The following is a 16,148-nucleotide window of genomic DNA, read 5'->3' as shown; positions in this document are numbered from 1 at the left end:
ACGTCCTTCTTAAAATTTTGACTATGCATGTTGCGATATATACCGGGAGGTATTCGCTCTCTAAATATACGTTCATGAACTTTTAGCCGATTCGTGTTCATACGAGTGCAGGTATACTTGTTTGAATACCTGATCGCCCGCAGTGTCACGTTGATGAATTGGCCCGGTTCTGTATTTCAGGAACCCCCCTGAACGATTGGCAAATTTAGCTTGTATTTCTGCGATGATAGACACCGCAATTTCGTCAGGAGCCTCAGCTCCTATATCTAATCCAATCGGGGAATGAATGCGGTGGCGATCGTGTGCTGAAAGTATAATATTCTCACGGCTATACTCTTCTTCCATTTTGTCAAAGCGCTTGCGCGGACCGAGTATACCAATATAGGGTGTTTCCGTTTTTAATAGTTTCTTCAGTACATCGCGATCATACTCGTAATTGTGCGACATCAACACACAGGCGGTATAAGGTGTAATGGTAAAATGATGCTCTACAAATTCCCGTTGGCAGAGCGACAGGTTATCGGCTCCCGGAAAAAACAGCGGTGCTATATGAGCAACGCACTCATCTGTAACCGTAACATCCCAGCCTAGCGATTTCGCTAACTGGCTAACCGGCCGCGCATCGAATCCTCCTCCAAAAATGATCAACGATACGGCCGGTTGTATCAATTCAATGAATACTTCCTTTTCTTTTCCGTTGATAGTATACTTTCGGGCTTCAGACTTCTTTGTGTCGAATAATTTTTCGAGATCACGGCTGATCAGCTCTTCCAGCGCAACATCCGTCAGATTGTGAAGCTTCGTAGCTCCCGGAGTGATCAATAATTTCTTCCCAATCTCTTTTTCATTATTGTGAGCAAATATCGTGGCCAGTGCTACGGGGGCATCCATCTTAATGATGCTTTCGAAGAACGCAATAGGGTTGTTTATATCCTGTATATCCACCGGCTCGATGAGCACGTCAATCACACCATTGCATCCAAGTCCAATACCTAAATTCTGATTGCTCTCTTCGCGTGTGTCGTACGTAACCGTCATGGGTTCGCTATACAGCATAACATGTCTTGCTTTGCGTAAAGCATCTCCTTCGAGGCACCCACCGCTGATCGAGCCTACCCACCTGCCGTCATCGGTGATGAGCATGCGTGCGCCCGGGCTGCGATACGAAGAACCTCTTACTTTAACGACCGTTGCCACAGCAGCTTTTCGCTGACTGAAATCTATTTTTGCCGATTCGTGTACAATTGTTTTAAGATCTTTCATGCTTGCCTCTTTGCTTGCGAATCACATTCCCATTTACCTTTTTAGCTCTTTTATCGCAATACAATGCTCTGATATGAGTTGTATCTTGCCATCTCGTTTCATATATACCTGTCCGCATCGCTGATTGTCGTGGATGGAATCTCCCTTCCAGACAAGCTCTCCCTTCCAATGCGAACTTACTACGGCCACGTTTCCAGAGATCTTCGTTTCTACTTCCGATCGCCTTGCATTTAATATTACAAAACTTGTGTCGCCAAGAAATTGAAGTGACTCCATACGTGTACTCAGCCCGCCTTCCGAATTAAAGTATATATAGTCAGGCCCCAGCAGTTCGTTTACCTGAAGCGTGTCTTTATTATTCCATGCCTGATCGTACCTATCCACAATCGATTCAACTTCCTGTTGTGTAAGCTGGTCTTGTTTCGTTTCCGGCTTTTGTGCACAGCAGCAAAGAAGCAAAATACAAAATACAAGGAGCTGTTTCATGCGGAGATAAGTTAGCGCGCTGCCTTTGCTTCTTCAGGCTTAACAGCATCGCCTTTGTTGCCCCAGGCGTTGCGTACATAATTCAATACATCGCTCACCTGTTCATCCGTCAATTCTACAGCGGGCATATCACCACTATAAGTAACGCCATTTACTTTGATCTCTCCACTCACTCCGTGAATGATCTGCTGTATAGAACGCTTTTTGTCGGCCATCAGGTAATCAGACTTTGCCAATGGAGGATATACTCCTTCCAGTCCTTCGCCTTGTTCCATGTGGCAGGTTATACATTGGGTAGTATATATCTCCTTCCCTCTTGCTATACTGGCTTTGATATCGAACTTGGGTTTTTGTTGAAAGGCAAGCAATGAAAAGCCGGTAGCGGCGATCATGGTGATAATCATATATGTTGATCTGAGCTTCATGTGGGTCGAAATAATGGTTGTGATAAAATGTATAGTTTTTTGCTGATACTATGCAGGTAAATTTTTGCCTCCTATACTTCTTCCAGATTAAAAGGTAGTTTCCGGATGCGTTTAGCTGTAAGATCAAAAATGGCATTCGTTAAAGCCGGTGCTATAGGCGGTAAACTCGGCTCACCTACGCCACCTGCTTTTTCTTCATTATCCATAATGTGGATCTCGATTTCAGGTGTATCCATCATGCGAGGCATCTTGTATACATTGAAGTTTTGCTCTACGGTTTTGCCATCGGCAAAATGAATGGCATGTGTTACGGCTGCCCCTAATCCCATAATGATGCTTCCTTCAATCTGTGCCTTGATGATATCCGGATTAACATACCAGCCGCAATCCATCACAGCCCACACTTTATCTACCTTGAGTTTGCCGTCAGGTTTCTTCGATACTTTAACGACTTCTCCTACAATGCTTGAAAAACTTTCTGCTATAGCCACACCATAGCCTTCGTTTTTCTTACGCGATTTCCAACCAGATACTTCTTCCAGTTTATTTACGAGTTCGTGGTAGCGTCCTTCCTGAAAGTGTTGCTTGCGGAATTCGAGTGGATCTTTACCGGCTTTCACAGCCAACTCATCCATAAAGCTTTCGAGTGCAAAGGTGTTGGTGGAAGCATATACCGAACGCCACCACATTACCGGAATGGGCACATCAAGCGGAGCATCGGAGAAACTATAGTGCGGGAGTGATTCAAAGTATGTTTCGAGGAAACCTTCTGTTGCAGAATTATTATAGGATTTCTTATCAGCATTGGGCCACTGGTGATCCATGTTCTGCCCGGCAGATTTCATAATGAACGATTCAATACCACCGTTAGCTGTAACAGAGCCTTTGCACTGATACATCATCCCCGGACGGAATGGTCCTTGTGCAGTATCATCTTCGCGCGTCCATACTACTTTTACAGGAGCCTTGATCTCTTTGGAAATGATCGCGGCTTCGTGCGGATAATCCATAAACGCTTTTCTGCCGAAACCTCCACCGAGAAACGTCATGTTTACAATGATCTTCTCTTTCGGTAAACCCATCAGCGGACTTAAAAAATCCTGCACCCAATCTGGTCCCTGTATAGGTCCCCATATCTCCAGTTTGTCATCCTGATAATGTGCTACGCAGTTGAGTGGCTCCATGCAGGCATGTGCTTCGTATGGTGTTTCATATATAGCTTCCACTTTGCTGGCAGATTTTTGAAATACACCTTCAGCATTTCCGCGTGTGCGTACAGAAAGGCTGTCGTTGCTTTTCAGTGCATCGCTCATACGTGTGTAGAGCTGTTCTGTGCTCAAGTGTTCAAAGCCAGAATCATCCCACTCTACTTTCAATACTTTGCGTCCCTGCATGGCCGACCACAAATTGTCAGCCACAACGGCTACCCCTTCGCGGAAGGTGTTGAACACACTCATCTTTACCGGAAACACATGTTTTACTCCGGGTACTTTCTTTGCCTCGGTGTCGTCAAAGCTTTTCACTTTACCCTGAAAGCGCGGGTTGCGTTCCACCACGGCATACATCATGCCCGGTAATTTTTTATCAAGACCAAATATAGCTGTGCCGTTCGTCTTGAGCGGTGTGTCCTGACGCGGCATGGGCTTGCGGATAATTTTATACTCCTCAATATCTTTTAGCTTTACCGATTTCGGTGGTTCAAGCTTCGATGCCTCTGTTACCAGCTCACCATAGTTGAATTTCTTGCCGGATGATTTATGAATAACAAAACCATTTTCAGCATAGCATTCGATTGGAGATACATTCCACTTTTTAGCAGCAGCTTGTATCAGCATTTCGCGCGCGGACGCACTGAGGTGTAATAATTTTTTATAGGAGCCGCGAATGGTAGAGCTACCACCAGTGATCTGACTTCCGTACTTGGCATTGTTGCCTTGTGCGAAAATTATATTTACGTTGTTAAGATCTACTTCCAGTTCTTCGGCAATGATCTGCGGAACAGACTGAAACGAGCCCTGCCCCATCTCGGAGCGGTGATTGGTAATGGTTACTTTGCCGTTGGTATCAATGCTGATCCATGCGTTGAGGTCAATGCCTTTTGCTTCGGCGGTTTCGAGCTTCATTACTTCAGCTTCTTTGCCGGTGGCTGGAAAATAAAATCCGATTGTAAGGGCCGCACCGGTCATGCCGGAAAGCCTGATGAAATTTCTGCGTGATATGTTCTTTTCTGTAGCGCTCATAAGTATAGATGATAAGTATAATTTATACGGGCAGTGAATACAGCCTATACTTATAGTATCTATGGTATAAACTGTATGGTGTGCTCACCACCACTATTTAACACTAGCTTTTTGATTCATTAACTGGGCTGCCGTTTTAATGGCCTTACGAATGCGCGGATACGTTCCACACCGGCAGATGTGCCCTTGCATGGCGGCATCTATATCTTTATCGGTTGGATTGGGAGTCTTCTTGAGTAAAGCTGTTGCGGCCATAATCTGGCCCGACTGGCAATAACCACATTGAGGCACTTGTTCGGCTATCCACGCTTGTTGCACCGGGTGAGAATTATCGGTAGAGAGCCCTTCGATGGTAAGAATATCTTTACCGGCAGCTGCCGAAACTGGAATGGAGCATGATCGCACTGGAACACCACCGAGGTGTACAGTACAGGCTCCGCATTGAGCAATTCCGCAACCGTACTTTGTACCAGTCAATCCAACGAAATCGCGAATAGCCCAGAGTAACGGCATTTTCGGATCAACATCGATGGTGTGACTTTGGTTGTTGATTTTTAGAGTAAGGGATGCCATGATATATGTATTTGGGTTGGAATAGATGAAAGTTACGAAATTACTCGTGATATGATGTCGTTAATTGACAAGGAGAACATACGGACACTTAAAAAAATGATTACAACGGATGAACGGTAATTTGCAGAAGACAAATGACATGGCTAACTGGCATAATTTTTACAACAATACAAGTACACCCGGAAACGGGTAAAGTTTTATATATTGAATCTTAATTCGAAGAGCATGAAAAAATGGATGGCATTAGGTGCTATGATCTGTCTGGCGGCAAGCGCTATAGCACAAACCACGTTGCAGGTAACCGTGAAGAATATAAAGGGACATAAAGGCGATATTCTGGTAGGACTTTTTGACAACGATAAAGATTTTCCGCGGAATGCCAAAGAAGGCAAAATTGCCAAAGCAACAGCAGACCAGGTAACGGTAGTGTTTGAAAACCTCAAGCCCGGTAAATATGCCGTGAGCGTTTTGCACGATGCCAATCAGAATAAAGATATGGACAAGAATAAGCTCGGAATACCGAAAGAGGGGTTTGGCTTTTCGAACAATGCTATGGGAGCGGTTGGGCCTCCGTCTTTTGAGAAGGCTCAATTTGATCTGCAACCCGATCAAAAGGATAAAGATATCAGTATAGATATGAAGTATATGTAAATAACAAAGGCCGTCTTGAAAATCAGGACGGCCTTTTGTTATTCTTGGTTATTACCCTTCGATTTCTTCCAGAAGGTCAGCACAGCGTTTCTTACGCGGTATATCATCCGGTTCTTTTGGTGTCAAGGCCATTGCCTGCTTCAGTAACTTGACAGCCTTTTCATCGTTATGTTGATAATGGTATGCAGATGCTTCTCCAAAGAGAAATAATATAGTGTTGGGTTGTAAAGCACTCGCCTTTTTGAGATTGCTGATAGCAGCATCCATTGATACGCCTTCGGGTAAACCTCCGAAGAATAATTTACAAGCCACTTGTTCTACCCAGCTAAGACGTGCGAGCTCGAAATGCCATTTGCCCAAAATAAAGTACGCTGCGGCACAGGTAGAGTCGAGATGAATGATGGTTTCAGCTTCTGAACGAATGATCTTGGCATCATGAATTTTGTCGCGTGGCGAGCCTGCTACTTCAGCCATTAAACCCAGCGATATAGTATAAGCCAAATGCGCTTCTATACTTTGCTGATTGAGCGGCAGAGCACGCAGTGCGTACGCTTTGGCTTTTGTATAGTAGGCTATCTTTTCTTCTTTCTTATCGAGCGGCAAGCGTCCCCCTATATTGGAGAGCATACGACTGGCGTGTGTCAAGGCCTGCGCATGATGGGGATAGGCTTTCAGAAACTGTTCATATTTCTCCAGCGCAGCTTCTACTTTAAAATCTTTTTCGAGCGCTAGTCCTTGTGTAAACAGATCGGGCGGGAGCGGGTTTGCAATACATAATCTGATGCAGACTATAAACACGAGGGCGATACACAAAAACTTCCTCATACTATACGTGCTTGGCAATTCACTCCGCACAGCGATCGAGTATAGCGCTTACTTCTTTTAATTCAACGCTATCGCGTTGATGGCCCCAGGTGTTATACAGGTAGGTAGCGATCTCGGCAATCTCCAGATCAGTGAGCGATGGTATACCAGGCATCTCCTTGTTGAAGCTTTTGCCGTTCACGATCAGTTCTCCATTTATACCATGGCGCATCAGGCAGATTACCGATTCAAAATTTTTATCTATAAAATCAGATTTGGCTAAGGGTGGATATAGCAAACCCAATCCCGTTCCACTAGCCTGGTGACAGTTACTGCAGTGCTTCAGGTACAGCTGCTCGCCGTGCACATAATATTGTTGCTCCTTAACAGAAGATATAGCGTTCGTTTCAGCAGCGTCTTTTTTCTTTTCACCACAAGATGCGGGAAGTAAAAAGCAAAAAGCTGAAAGCAGAAAGCTAAAAGCAAAGAGCCGGATGCGAGTTGAGAACCTGAGCCTTAGACCTTGAACCTTGAACATTAAACATTAAACTTTAAATTTTAGCCCTGAGCTTTCCGCTCCTTCGCGTATTCTCTTTTCAATCGCTGTATATCGGCCAGCAGGCGGTTTACATCTTCTTCCTTGGTGCCGTCATACTTGCCGCGAATGCGTTTGTCTTTGTCAATGAGTAAAAATGCTCCACTGTGGATGAAGCCATCGGGTTCCGATTTATCTTCGAGGGCGGTAGCGAAATAACTGGTCTGTGCGATTTTGTATATATCTTCTTTATTGCCGGTAACAAAATGCCACTTGTTGCTCTTTACTCCGAGGCGCTCGGCATAATCATGCAGTAAACCTACGGTGTCGTATTCAGGATCTATACTGTGCGAGAGTAACAATACATCCGGATCGTTCTGGATGGAATCATATACCCGCAGCATTTGCGTTTTCATAATGGGGCAGATGGTACGGCAGGAAGTAAAGAAAAAATCGGCTACATAGATCTTGTCTTTGAAAGTATCGTTCGTTACCTCGGCACTGTCCTGATCAACAAACTTGAAATTATCGATCGTGTGGTATACCGTATCCTTACCTTCCACTTCACGCTCGCCAAAGATGGGCAGCGGCGGCTCTTCTTTTTTAGCGCATGATGATAACAGAATACTCCCTGTTGTCAATATCAGAGCAGTGTATAGCACCGCCCGCATCGTTTCACTTCTCCACGTCAATTGCTTAGTCATCTTTTCTTAGTTTTTTATAAACCTTCATTCCCGTCATAATCAGGATCACCACGCCAATCAGTCCTGCAAGGCCCCAGAGCATGCTCAGGGCGTTTTTAAGAACGATCAAAAATACAATACTGATCAGAAATAACGTTGATACTTCATTCCACAGGCGCATCTGCTGCGAAGAATATTTTACAACGCCTTTCTTCAGCTGGTTCAGCAATACCTGCAGCGAGATATGATACAGATACAGAAGAAACACCAGCGTAAGCTTGATGTGCATAAAGCTCATGGTTAGCCACTGTGGCTGGTTGATGAGCAGCGATGTTCCCATTCCCAGTGTAATGATCGCCGAAGGCCACGTAATGCCATACCAGAGACGGGACGCCATCAGGTTCAGTTGCCTGAGCAGAATGGATTTTTCCGGTTCGGGTTTATCGTACGCTTCAATGATATATACATACAAGCGAGGCATGTAGAAGAGCCCGGCAAACCACGTAACAATAAAAATAATATGAACAGCTTTGAGATATAGCGATGTCATGGTGTAGTGATCATGTGATTGGCAACCGTGGAAAGAACCGATAGGGTATCGCCCACCTGAATGGATGTATGATTGATTGCCACCAGGTTTTGCCCGAGGTATATTTTGTTATTACGGTTGCGATAAGACGCCAGCGTTTTGAGTGGTTCAGTTCCTTTTTCGGCAGTATCCTGGTTTACTGTAGTGAGCACGCAACGTGCGCAAGGTTTTACACCTACAAAGGTGTTTTGGCCTACGGTAAATTCCCGCCACGTGTCTTCTTCATACGGTTCGCCTCCGGTAAAGACAAGATTGGGTCTGAAACGGTTCATGGGAACAGGTTCTTTGAGTCGCCTGTTCAAATCATCCAGCGAAGCCTGCCCAATGATGAGGAAGGGATATGCATCCGCAAAGCTCACGTGCTCGTCATTTACTTTATATTGCGGATCAACCGGCCGTTCATATTCTTCCGGAAAGAACATTAAGCGACACGATATGCCAAGTCGTTCAGAAAACCATTGACTATACGAAGGGTGAACTTCGTGTGCCTGCACCGTGTTGTCCCATATCTGCACCGTAATGGCGGGTGAATTGATGGCGGGTACCACCGGAACCTCTATAGATTGCTGCTGGTGGTGAATAGTAAGGGTTGTATCCTGAATAGATAATTTAAACAACGCCATAGCGGGGAAAACACGTTGTGTCATAAATTTGCCGTCATCATCTACCAGCATAAACCGCCTGTCAAATTGAAGACCTTTCTCCATAACTTTGGCCGATGATAACCGTATTCCCCCCAACGATTTTATGGGATATATCCAGATTTCGCTGAGCTTCAGATTCTTCATGAACGTACACTTAATTTTTTAGTAACTTAATAGTTATGTCAAACTCCGCAGCCGCACTTTGGTACTTCGAAAGTGTTAACCTTTACAACATTCTTTGCCCGCACAAAGTAAAAAAGATGGGCGATAAGCACGAGTTTATCCGCTATAAAAAAGATCAGTTTGTGTATGTGCCCGAAGACGCTGCCTCTAATATTTACCTGATTGTGGACGGCCGCATCAAAATAGGCCATTACCTGGATGACGGGAAAGAAGTAGTGTCATCGATCCTTACTACGGGAGAGCTCTTCGGAGAACTGGCGCTGGCAGGCGAAGATACGCGCAGGGATTTTGCCCAGGCGATGAGCGATGCGGTAATCTGCCCGCTTACCATCATGGAGCTGAAGGAGCTGATGTTCGAAAATCGCGAGCTCAGTTTTAAGATATTAAAGCTCATAGGCCTGCGTCTGATGAAGCTGGAGCGCAAGCTCGAACTGCTGGTATTCAAGGATGCCCGCACACGCATTATTGAATTTTTAAAGGATACAGCTGCCTGGAAAGGCCGCAAAGTGGGGTTTGAAACCATGATACCCACCAAGCTTACCCACAAAGATATAGCCGCCCTTACCGGCACCTCGCGGCAAACCGTTACCACCGTGCTCAATGAGCTCAAAGAACAGAACCTGATAAACTTCGACCGCAAAAAAATTCTCATCCGCGACCTCGATAACCTGCGATAGACGATCTTGTAAAAAGATTTTTAATAAATTTTAAAACGGGCTGTAACATCGGGTACACCCGGGCGTCTTGCTATTGAATTTCAACGGATGAATCTCGAATCATTTCAAAACCGGGTATTGCCTGTAAAAAATAAGCTCTTCCGCTTTGCCATGAAATTCGTGGGCAGCGAAGAAGAAGCGAAAGATGTAGTGCAGGAAGTATTTATCCGCGTGTGGAATGGCCGCGAGCAGATGAATGAGGTACAGAACTGGGAGGCCTGGTGCATGCGCATCACCAAGAACCTTTCGCTGGACCGCATCCGCTCCATAAGCCGAAAGCAGACAGATCCCATTGAAGAAAGTTTCAATGTTCACAACGAAGCGTTAACGCCGCATGAATCAACAGAAATACAGGAGAGTATGCAGCGAATTAATCAACTGATTGCAGCGCTGCCCGAAAAGCAGCGTCAGGTCATACACCTTCGCGATGTGGAAGGGTATAGTTATAACGAGATCTGCGAGATACTCGAATTGGATATGAACCAGGTAAAAGTAAACCTGTTCAGAGCCAGAAATGCTGTGCGCGAAAAACTGATGAAGATTAATGCTTATGGACTCTAACCGGATTGAAGAGCTTTTAAACAAGTATTGGAACTGCGAAACTTCGCTGGAAGAAGAGCAGCAGTTGCACGCTTACTTCAGAGCCGGAAATATACCCGAGCATCTGAAGGAAACGGCAGCACTCTTTCATTACTTCGATGAAAGTAAAAAAAAGGCAATCAACGATCTGTCTTTTGATGCTGCGCTGGCTGGCAAAATGCAGGTAGCACCGCGTGGCCGGGTAGTAAAGATATTCTATAACTCCATGCGCATTGCCGCAGGGCTTGCCGTGCTCTTGATGGCAGTTTGGTTTGTACGCAACGAAGTTCGCAAATCAACTCCGCAGGAAGTGGTAGACACCTACGATGACCCGCAGCTCGCCTTCGAAGAAACCAAAAAAGCACTGCTCATGATCTCCAAGAGCTTCGGAACAGCAGAAGAACAAGCCAAGAAAATAAACATGTTCAACGAAGCGCAGGAAGAGATACAGAAAAAACAAAAGGAAAAGAATAATAAACTCTAGAGTATATATACCACACCCACTCACACACGGGCACACAGGGAAAACCTCTAAACAAGAAAATATACTATTATTATGAAAAAGATATTTGCAATTGCATTGATATTGGTAGCTGTGAACGGAGCTTTTGCGCAGGATGCTATCTCCAAATTTTTCACAAAATACCAGGGCGATGAATCGTTCACACAGGTTACCGTGAGCAGCAAGATGTTCAGCCTTTTCACCAACATGGAAGTGGATAGCAAAGAAGACCAGGAAGTGCTCAACGCCATCAGCAAATTGAAAGGTCTGCGTATACTCGGTAAAGAAAATACGTCCGATGCACGTGCCCTGTATAAAGAAGCCTTCGCGCTGATTCCTACCAAAGAATTTGAAGAGCTGATGTCGGTGCGGGATAAAGACAAAGACATGAAATTCCTGATCAAGGAAAGCGGTGGAAAAATATCCGAGCTGGTAATGATCATGGGCGGCACAGACGACTTTATGATCCTGAGCCTCTTTGGAGAAATAGACCTGAAACAGGTTTCCAAGATCGGCAAGAAAATGAACGTTGACGGCTTGCAGAAGCTTGAAAAAATGAATGACGGCAATAAGAAGAACTAATCTGCCCTAAAATGATCCGGTGACTTTATATGCGACTGTCACCGGATTTTTTCCCTCCGATGCAACGGCCTCTATATCTTTTGCATCTCTGTGTTATCATCAACCCAATCCCTTCCTATATGAAACACATCGTAACACTCCTGCTTATTATCGGTTCGCTTTCGTCCACATCTTTTGCGCAAAGTAAAAGCTTTCGGACACTGCAAAATAAATTTCACGGTGCCGAAGACGTAGTGTCCTTCAGCGTGGGCGGATTTGTATTGCGCACAGCGCTGTGGCTATCGGATGAAGATGAAGATTTTGGAGTGATTAAAAGTGTTCGCATCATGAGTATACCCATGCGCGAGCTACGCGATCGCGACCTGAAAGTAAGCGGCTTCCGCAAGCTGTTGCTGCATGACGACTTTGAAGAAATGGTTTCTGCCAGCGATAATGGCGACTATGCTACCGTTTATATGCAGGAACACGGAAAGAATAACAACCTCTATTTTCTGCTCGTAGAAAGTGACGATGAGCTAACAGCCATCGAAATAAAAGGCTATCTTGATCCTAAGAAATTACTGGAAGAAAAAAATCACGAACGACTAACCAGTCTCTAACCCATGCGATATATACTCATCATCCTGCTGGCGGTTTCAGCGCATATTGCACAAGCCCAGAGCGCCACAACCGAAGCGTTGCATAAGAAATATAGTGAAGCGCTCTCGCTGTTCTTTTACAATAACACCCTTCGCATGCTGAACCAGAAGGAAGACAAGGATTTTGACGCGCTGATCAAAGACATTGAGAAGATGAAGTTCCTGATGATCGACAAGCGAAAAGGTTTTGCCACGGGCGACTATAAAAAGATTGTAAGCAACTATAAATCCGAGTCGTTTGAAGAAGCGATGACCAGCCGCCACCAGGGAAAGAACTTCGACATCTTTATCAAAGAAAAAAATGGCGACACCAAAGGCATGCTGGTGCTCATCAACGACTCCACGAATTTGTTTGTGCTGGATATAGTGGGCAAGATTGCCCTCGACAAAGTTACCAAGCTATATTCCACACTCGATGAGAGTGCCGACATCGGCAAGAAGATCCGGAATTTTACCAAGGATGAGGAGTAACTGTAATTCTCATCGCGTTTGATCTACCAATACTATAGCTAACAAAGAAAAACTTTTGGAATCCGTACTCTCCATAAAAAACCTGACCAAACAATTTGGCAGGATCAAGGCCGTAAACAACCTGTCGCTGGAAGTAAAAGCCGGACAGGTTTTCGGTATGTTAGGCCCCAACGGTAGCGGCAAGACTACTACACTCGGCATGCTGATGGGGGTGATAAACCCTACCGCAGGAGACTTTACATGGTTTGGTGAAGCCCCCACACATCATCTCCGCAAGAAGGTGGGAGCGGTGCTGGAGCATCCTATATTTTATCCTTACCTCACGGGGCAGAAAAATCTTGAGCTCAACGCCATGATCAAGCAATGCCCGGTAGAGAATATACCGAAAGTACTGCAGTTGGTAGAGCTATACGAACGCAGAGACGACAAGTATCGCACGTATTCACTTGGTATGAAACAACGTTTGGCAATTGCCTCGGCGCTGCTAAATGATCCTACTGTATTGATACTTGATGAGCCTACCAATGGTCTTGATCCAATGGGTATAGCCGAGATACGCGAACTCATCAAAAAGATTGCAGCCAATGGTAAAACGATTATACTCGCCAGTCACCTGCTGGATGAAGTGCAGAAAGTTTGTACACACTTCGCAGTGTTAAAGAAAGGAACACTGGTACATGTTGGTCCGGTAGATGAGGTTGGCAAAGGCGAAGAAACGGTTGAAGTGGCGGCTTCGGCAGAGAACCTGAACGAAGTGTTGCTGGCCTTCGCCGGCACATCATCCATCAGTCGTGAGAATGGAAGTTTCCAGGTGGCTATGCGCGAAGGTTTTCATAGCAAAGACCTGAACAAGTTCTTATTCGAGAAAGGTATTGTGGCTTCGCACCTCACTACAAAGAAAAAGACACTGGAGAAACAGTTTCTTGAAATACTGGCCGGTGCGTGAGCCAGCTATACTATATTTTGAATCACATCAACATCGTACTATAAATACATCTGCGCGTTATGCTGCACCTTCTCAAAATAGACCTGAAGAAAATGACAAGCTACCGTACCTTCTGGGTAATTGGTGGTTTATACTTTTTAACGCTGGGGCTTGGTGCTGCCAGCGGTATGGAATTTTTGAAGTGGCTGGCACGCACATTCGAAGACTTCGGGCAGAAGTTAAACATCAACCGTATACCACTTTATCATTTTCCGGATGTGTGGATGAACTTGATCTGGTGCGCAGGTCTTCTCAAGATTGTGCTGGCCGTGCTGGTGGCAATCTCCATCACCAATGAATATAGCTATAGAACGATACGGCAAAATATAATAGACGGATTAAGCCGCAGCGAATTTCTGTTCTCCAAGATCATCACGAATGTGTTGCTTAGTTTGATAAGTGTGGTGATGATCTTCCTGATCGGTCTTGTAACCGGCATGATCTATAGCCCCTCTATCGAGCTGGATCGTATAATGACTGATCTTGAATTTTTCCCGGCTTACTTCCTCGAGCTGTTCTTCTTCCTGTCGTTTGCGCTCATGTTGGGTGTACTCATTCAACGGGCCGGTCTTACTATCATTCTCCTGTTGTTGTTCCCTGCCATCGAAGCGATTGTAGCCGCTAAAGTGGATAATTACTTACCGGAAGTTATACCGTTCTTCCCCATGCGCTCCATCTGGTACCTGATACCGTGGCCTTTCCCCCGTTACGCGTTCCAGGAGATACAGGACTACCTCAAGCTGTCGTCTGTGGCCATTGTACTCGGTTGGACACTCATCTTCAATTATACCAGCTATTGGAAGCTGAAGCGCTCGGACATTTAACCGCTTTCGCGGAAGCCGAATGCAATCGCTTTGAAGAAGAAAATTTCTGCAATCGTTTTAAGAAGCAAGTAGTTTAATAAAATTACATCAACGGTCTGCCACCGCAACGTTTCATTAATTTTGTCGTGTAAAGAAAACTGTAAAGCTTTTATTGACCCTTATGAACACGATTCAATTAATAGGACTGGTTGCCGGAGGTTGTACTACCATCGCTTTTTTGCCGCAGGTTATTAAAACCTGGAAGTCCCGTTCTGCGAAAGATCTTTCTTTAAGCATGTTCTCTATCTTTTGTCTGGGTGTAGCCTTGTGGCTTATCTACGGCATTATGGTGCAGGATATACCGGTAATCGCTGCCAACATGCTTACGCTGATGCTCGCCTCTACACTGCTGTACTTCAAACTGCGCTTTAAAGAGTAAGCTGGTTCCAGTCCGTTCGCTTGTACGCCCGTAGCAGCAGGAAAATTATACCAAGCTGCACGGGTATCATGCCCAACTGTATAAACGGTATTCGCGCTAGCAGATAATGCCCAAAGCCCAGAATACCAATAAGCAGAAACGTAAGCAGCGACCGCGCTATATTTCCCGACTGGCTGCGAACATTCGGTGCCATCGACAACGGCAGATGTCGTGTGTTTATCATCGCGAAGATGAGCAGCATCAAAAAGTTGTTAAAGAATCCGAAGAGTATATCAACGCCCGCCCGCGATCCCCAGATAAATAGTATCAGTGCACTGATTACCAGATAGCCGGGTATGAACAATCGCACAAAAATAGCCTTCAGTGTGCCCGACAGAATCTCTCCCGGTTTATCTAACGGCGCTGAGAAATATACCCAGCTCGCTTTAAAATCATCTGAATAAGGAACTTCATACACCGCTACCTGCAAGATCATAAACGACAGGTATATCAGCATGAGGTGATATTGCGTGTTGGGCAGGTTGTGCCACGTGGCCACAATATCTTTTTTACCCTGCATGGCAAAGATCACCCCGAAGATCAACACATAACCGAAGGCCGGGTATATCTTTAGCTTTATCTTTCTGTCGCGACCGAGAATTTTATAGATCAGGTTAAACGCACCCTGCTCAAACGGATTGTTGGTAATCCAGCCGCTGATCTTGTTGCTATAGCTTTGCTTTTCTGTTTTGGGTTTTTCAACACGCTCCGTGCCGGCACCCATCGTGCCCAGCTTTTTAGTAAATATAGGTGACAGGTATTTGTTCACCAGGTAAGCGCCCAATATCGGCAACACCAACGCACAAATTGTTAACGCGATGTGCGATAGGTCCGTCAGTTTGTAATGTATAGTTTCCAGTGCGCCAGCCATCCACACCGGAGGTAACAGAAAGCTCCACCATGTGATCTCAAATTCATAGCTTGCTATATCCATGCGTTCCATAATGCGCGGCAATATCTGGTAGCCACCCATAATGAGCACCGCCATAAGGATTTGAAAATAATTGATGATGTTCTTCAACTTCTCTTCACTGGCAAACTGCATCACCAGCAAATAAAAGGCATTGGTAACAAACACCGCGGTAAGCACCGATAACGCTACCGCGAGCAGAAACACTGCGAACAACAGGAAGCCGTACTTGATAATAATAACTAATGCAGGGAAGATCGTTAACCCGATGGCAAGCTGCCCGAGGTATAGCAGTATATGCGTGAGGCGCGCTGCGAATAGCGTTTGCCCGCTTACAGGCCGGGGAAGAATAATGGTGTTATCGCTGGTGTCGAGGAGGATGGACGAGAAATCGGTGATCAGCGTCAT

21 protein-coding genes are annotated in these 16,148 nt (G+C 45.3%); 10 read left to right on the top strand and 11 right to left on the bottom strand.

Features of this window, described 5'->3' with window-relative positions:
• Positions 1–72 precede the first annotated feature (72 nt).
• The 5 genes from V7Q33_RS15580 to V7Q33_RS15560 all read right to left on the bottom strand — a co-directional run bounded on the left by V7Q33_RS15580 (position 73) and on the right by V7Q33_RS15560 (position 4,987).
• Positions 73–1,263: an XdhC family protein gene (locus V7Q33_RS15580; RefSeq protein ID WP_333820428.1), complete on the bottom strand. Its 1,191-nt coding sequence runs from the start codon at positions 1,261–1,263 to the stop codon at positions 73–75.
• A 33-nt stretch (positions 1,264–1,296) separates the two neighbouring features.
• A complete protein-coding gene (locus V7Q33_RS15575) occupies positions 1,297–1,749 on the bottom strand; it encodes a nuclear transport factor 2 family protein (RefSeq protein ID WP_333820427.1) in 453 nt (150 codons plus the stop codon).
• A gap of 11 nt (positions 1,750–1,760) precedes the next feature.
• On the bottom strand, positions 1,761–2,174 hold the full coding sequence (locus V7Q33_RS15570; RefSeq protein WP_331974309.1) for a c-type cytochrome: 414 nt from the start codon (positions 2,172–2,174) through the stop codon (positions 1,761–1,763).
• 71 nt (positions 2,175–2,245) lie between these two features.
• Positions 2,246–4,414: a xanthine dehydrogenase family protein molybdopterin-binding subunit gene (locus V7Q33_RS15565; protein ID WP_333820426.1), complete on the bottom strand. Its 2,169-nt coding sequence runs from the start codon at positions 4,412–4,414 to the stop codon at positions 2,246–2,248.
• A 93-nt stretch (positions 4,415–4,507) separates the two neighbouring features.
• Positions 4,508–4,987, bottom strand: a complete 480-nt coding sequence (locus V7Q33_RS15560) for a (2Fe-2S)-binding protein (protein WP_331974305.1) — start codon at positions 4,985–4,987, stop codon at positions 4,508–4,510.
• A gap of 225 nt (positions 4,988–5,212) precedes the next feature.
• Here V7Q33_RS15560 and V7Q33_RS15555 point away from each other — a divergent pair, with 225 nt between their 5' ends.
• Entirely contained in the window at positions 5,213–5,638 is a 426-nt protein-coding gene (locus V7Q33_RS15555) for a DUF2141 domain-containing protein (RefSeq protein ID WP_331974303.1), read from the top strand.
• Positions 5,639–5,689: 51 nt separating this feature from the next.
• Here V7Q33_RS15555 and V7Q33_RS15550 read toward each other — a convergent pair whose 3' ends face one another.
• The 5 genes from V7Q33_RS15550 to V7Q33_RS15530 are packed head-to-tail and all read right to left on the bottom strand — an operon-like array spanning position 5,690 to position 9,037.
• Positions 5,690–6,463, bottom strand: coding sequence for a tetratricopeptide repeat protein (locus V7Q33_RS15550; RefSeq protein WP_333820425.1), 774 nt, complete (start codon positions 6,461–6,463; stop codon positions 5,690–5,692).
• Positions 6,464–6,482: 19 nt separating this feature from the next.
• Positions 6,483–6,980: a c-type cytochrome gene (locus V7Q33_RS15545; RefSeq protein ID WP_333820424.1), complete on the bottom strand. Its 498-nt coding sequence runs from the start codon at positions 6,978–6,980 to the stop codon at positions 6,483–6,485.
• Between the two features lie 20 nt (positions 6,981–7,000).
• On the bottom strand, positions 7,001–7,681 hold the full coding sequence (locus tag V7Q33_RS15540; RefSeq protein WP_333820423.1) for an SCO family protein: 681 nt from the start codon (positions 7,679–7,681) through the stop codon (positions 7,001–7,003).
• Positions 7,674–8,210, bottom strand: coding sequence for a CopD family protein (locus V7Q33_RS15535; protein WP_333820422.1), 537 nt, complete (start codon positions 8,208–8,210; stop codon positions 7,674–7,676). The genes V7Q33_RS15540 and V7Q33_RS15535 overlap by 8 nt, the downstream gene beginning before the upstream one ends.
• On the bottom strand, positions 8,207–9,037 hold the full coding sequence (locus V7Q33_RS15530; RefSeq protein ID WP_333820421.1) for an MOSC domain-containing protein: 831 nt from the start codon (positions 9,035–9,037) through the stop codon (positions 8,207–8,209). Before V7Q33_RS15530 ends, V7Q33_RS15535 begins: the two co-directional genes overlap by 4 nt.
• 35 nt (positions 9,038–9,072) lie before the next feature.
• On the opposite strand from V7Q33_RS15530, the gene V7Q33_RS15525 reads away from it, so the two are divergent.
• The 9 genes from V7Q33_RS15525 to V7Q33_RS15485 all read left to right on the top strand — a co-directional run bounded on the left by V7Q33_RS15525 (position 9,073) and on the right by V7Q33_RS15485 (position 14,791).
• Positions 9,073–9,753 (top strand): Crp/Fnr family transcriptional regulator, encoded by a 681-nt coding sequence (locus V7Q33_RS15525; protein WP_333820420.1) that lies wholly within the window; start codon positions 9,073–9,075, stop codon positions 9,751–9,753.
• Positions 9,754–9,840: 87 nt separating this feature from the next.
• Entirely contained in the window at positions 9,841–10,353 is a 513-nt protein-coding gene (locus V7Q33_RS15520) for an RNA polymerase sigma factor (RefSeq protein ID WP_331974289.1), read from the top strand.
• Positions 10,343–10,855 (top strand): hypothetical protein, encoded by a 513-nt coding sequence (locus tag V7Q33_RS15515; RefSeq protein ID WP_333820419.1) that lies wholly within the window; start codon positions 10,343–10,345, stop codon positions 10,853–10,855. The genes V7Q33_RS15520 and V7Q33_RS15515 overlap by 11 nt, the downstream gene beginning before the upstream one ends.
• Positions 10,856–10,927: 72 nt before the next feature.
• Positions 10,928–11,455, top strand: a complete 528-nt coding sequence (locus V7Q33_RS15510; protein WP_333820418.1) for a DUF4252 domain-containing protein — start codon at positions 10,928–10,930, stop codon at positions 11,453–11,455.
• A gap of 119 nt (positions 11,456–11,574) precedes the next feature.
• Entirely contained in the window at positions 11,575–12,054 is a 480-nt protein-coding gene (locus tag V7Q33_RS15505; RefSeq protein ID WP_331974283.1) for a DUF4252 domain-containing protein, read from the top strand.
• Positions 12,055–12,057: 3 nt separating this feature from the next.
• Positions 12,058–12,564 (top strand): DUF4252 domain-containing protein, encoded by a 507-nt coding sequence (locus tag V7Q33_RS15500; protein ID WP_333820417.1) that lies wholly within the window; start codon positions 12,058–12,060, stop codon positions 12,562–12,564.
• Positions 12,565–12,619: 55 nt separating this feature from the next.
• Complete coding sequence (locus V7Q33_RS15495) at positions 12,620–13,510, top strand: ABC transporter ATP-binding protein (RefSeq protein ID WP_333820416.1); 891 nt, start codon at positions 12,620–12,622, stop codon at positions 13,508–13,510.
• Positions 13,511–13,569: 59 nt separating this feature from the next.
• Positions 13,570–14,373 carry an ABC transporter permease subunit gene (locus V7Q33_RS15490; RefSeq protein ID WP_331961645.1) on the top strand — a complete coding sequence of 268 codons (804 nt, stop codon included), beginning with the start codon at positions 13,570–13,572 and terminating at the stop codon, positions 14,371–14,373.
• Positions 14,374–14,533: 160 nt separating this feature from the next.
• Positions 14,534–14,791: a SemiSWEET transporter gene (locus V7Q33_RS15485; RefSeq protein WP_331960916.1), complete on the top strand. Its 258-nt coding sequence runs from the start codon at positions 14,534–14,536 to the stop codon at positions 14,789–14,791.
• On the opposite strand, the gene V7Q33_RS15480 is transcribed toward V7Q33_RS15485, so the two are convergent.
• Positions 14,781–16,148, bottom strand: a 1,368-nt coding sequence (locus V7Q33_RS15480; RefSeq protein ID WP_333820415.1) for a hypothetical protein, incomplete at its 5' end; no start/stop codon positions are given. The genes V7Q33_RS15485 and V7Q33_RS15480 overlap by 11 nt on opposite strands.

It is taken from the genome of Ohtaekwangia sp., from assembly GCF_036786105.1.
GTDB lineage: Bacteria > Bacteroidota > Bacteroidia > Cytophagales > Cyclobacteriaceae > Ohtaekwangia.
The sequence above is the reverse complement of the archived record's forward strand: the minus strand, read 5'-3'. Positions and strand labels throughout refer to the sequence as shown.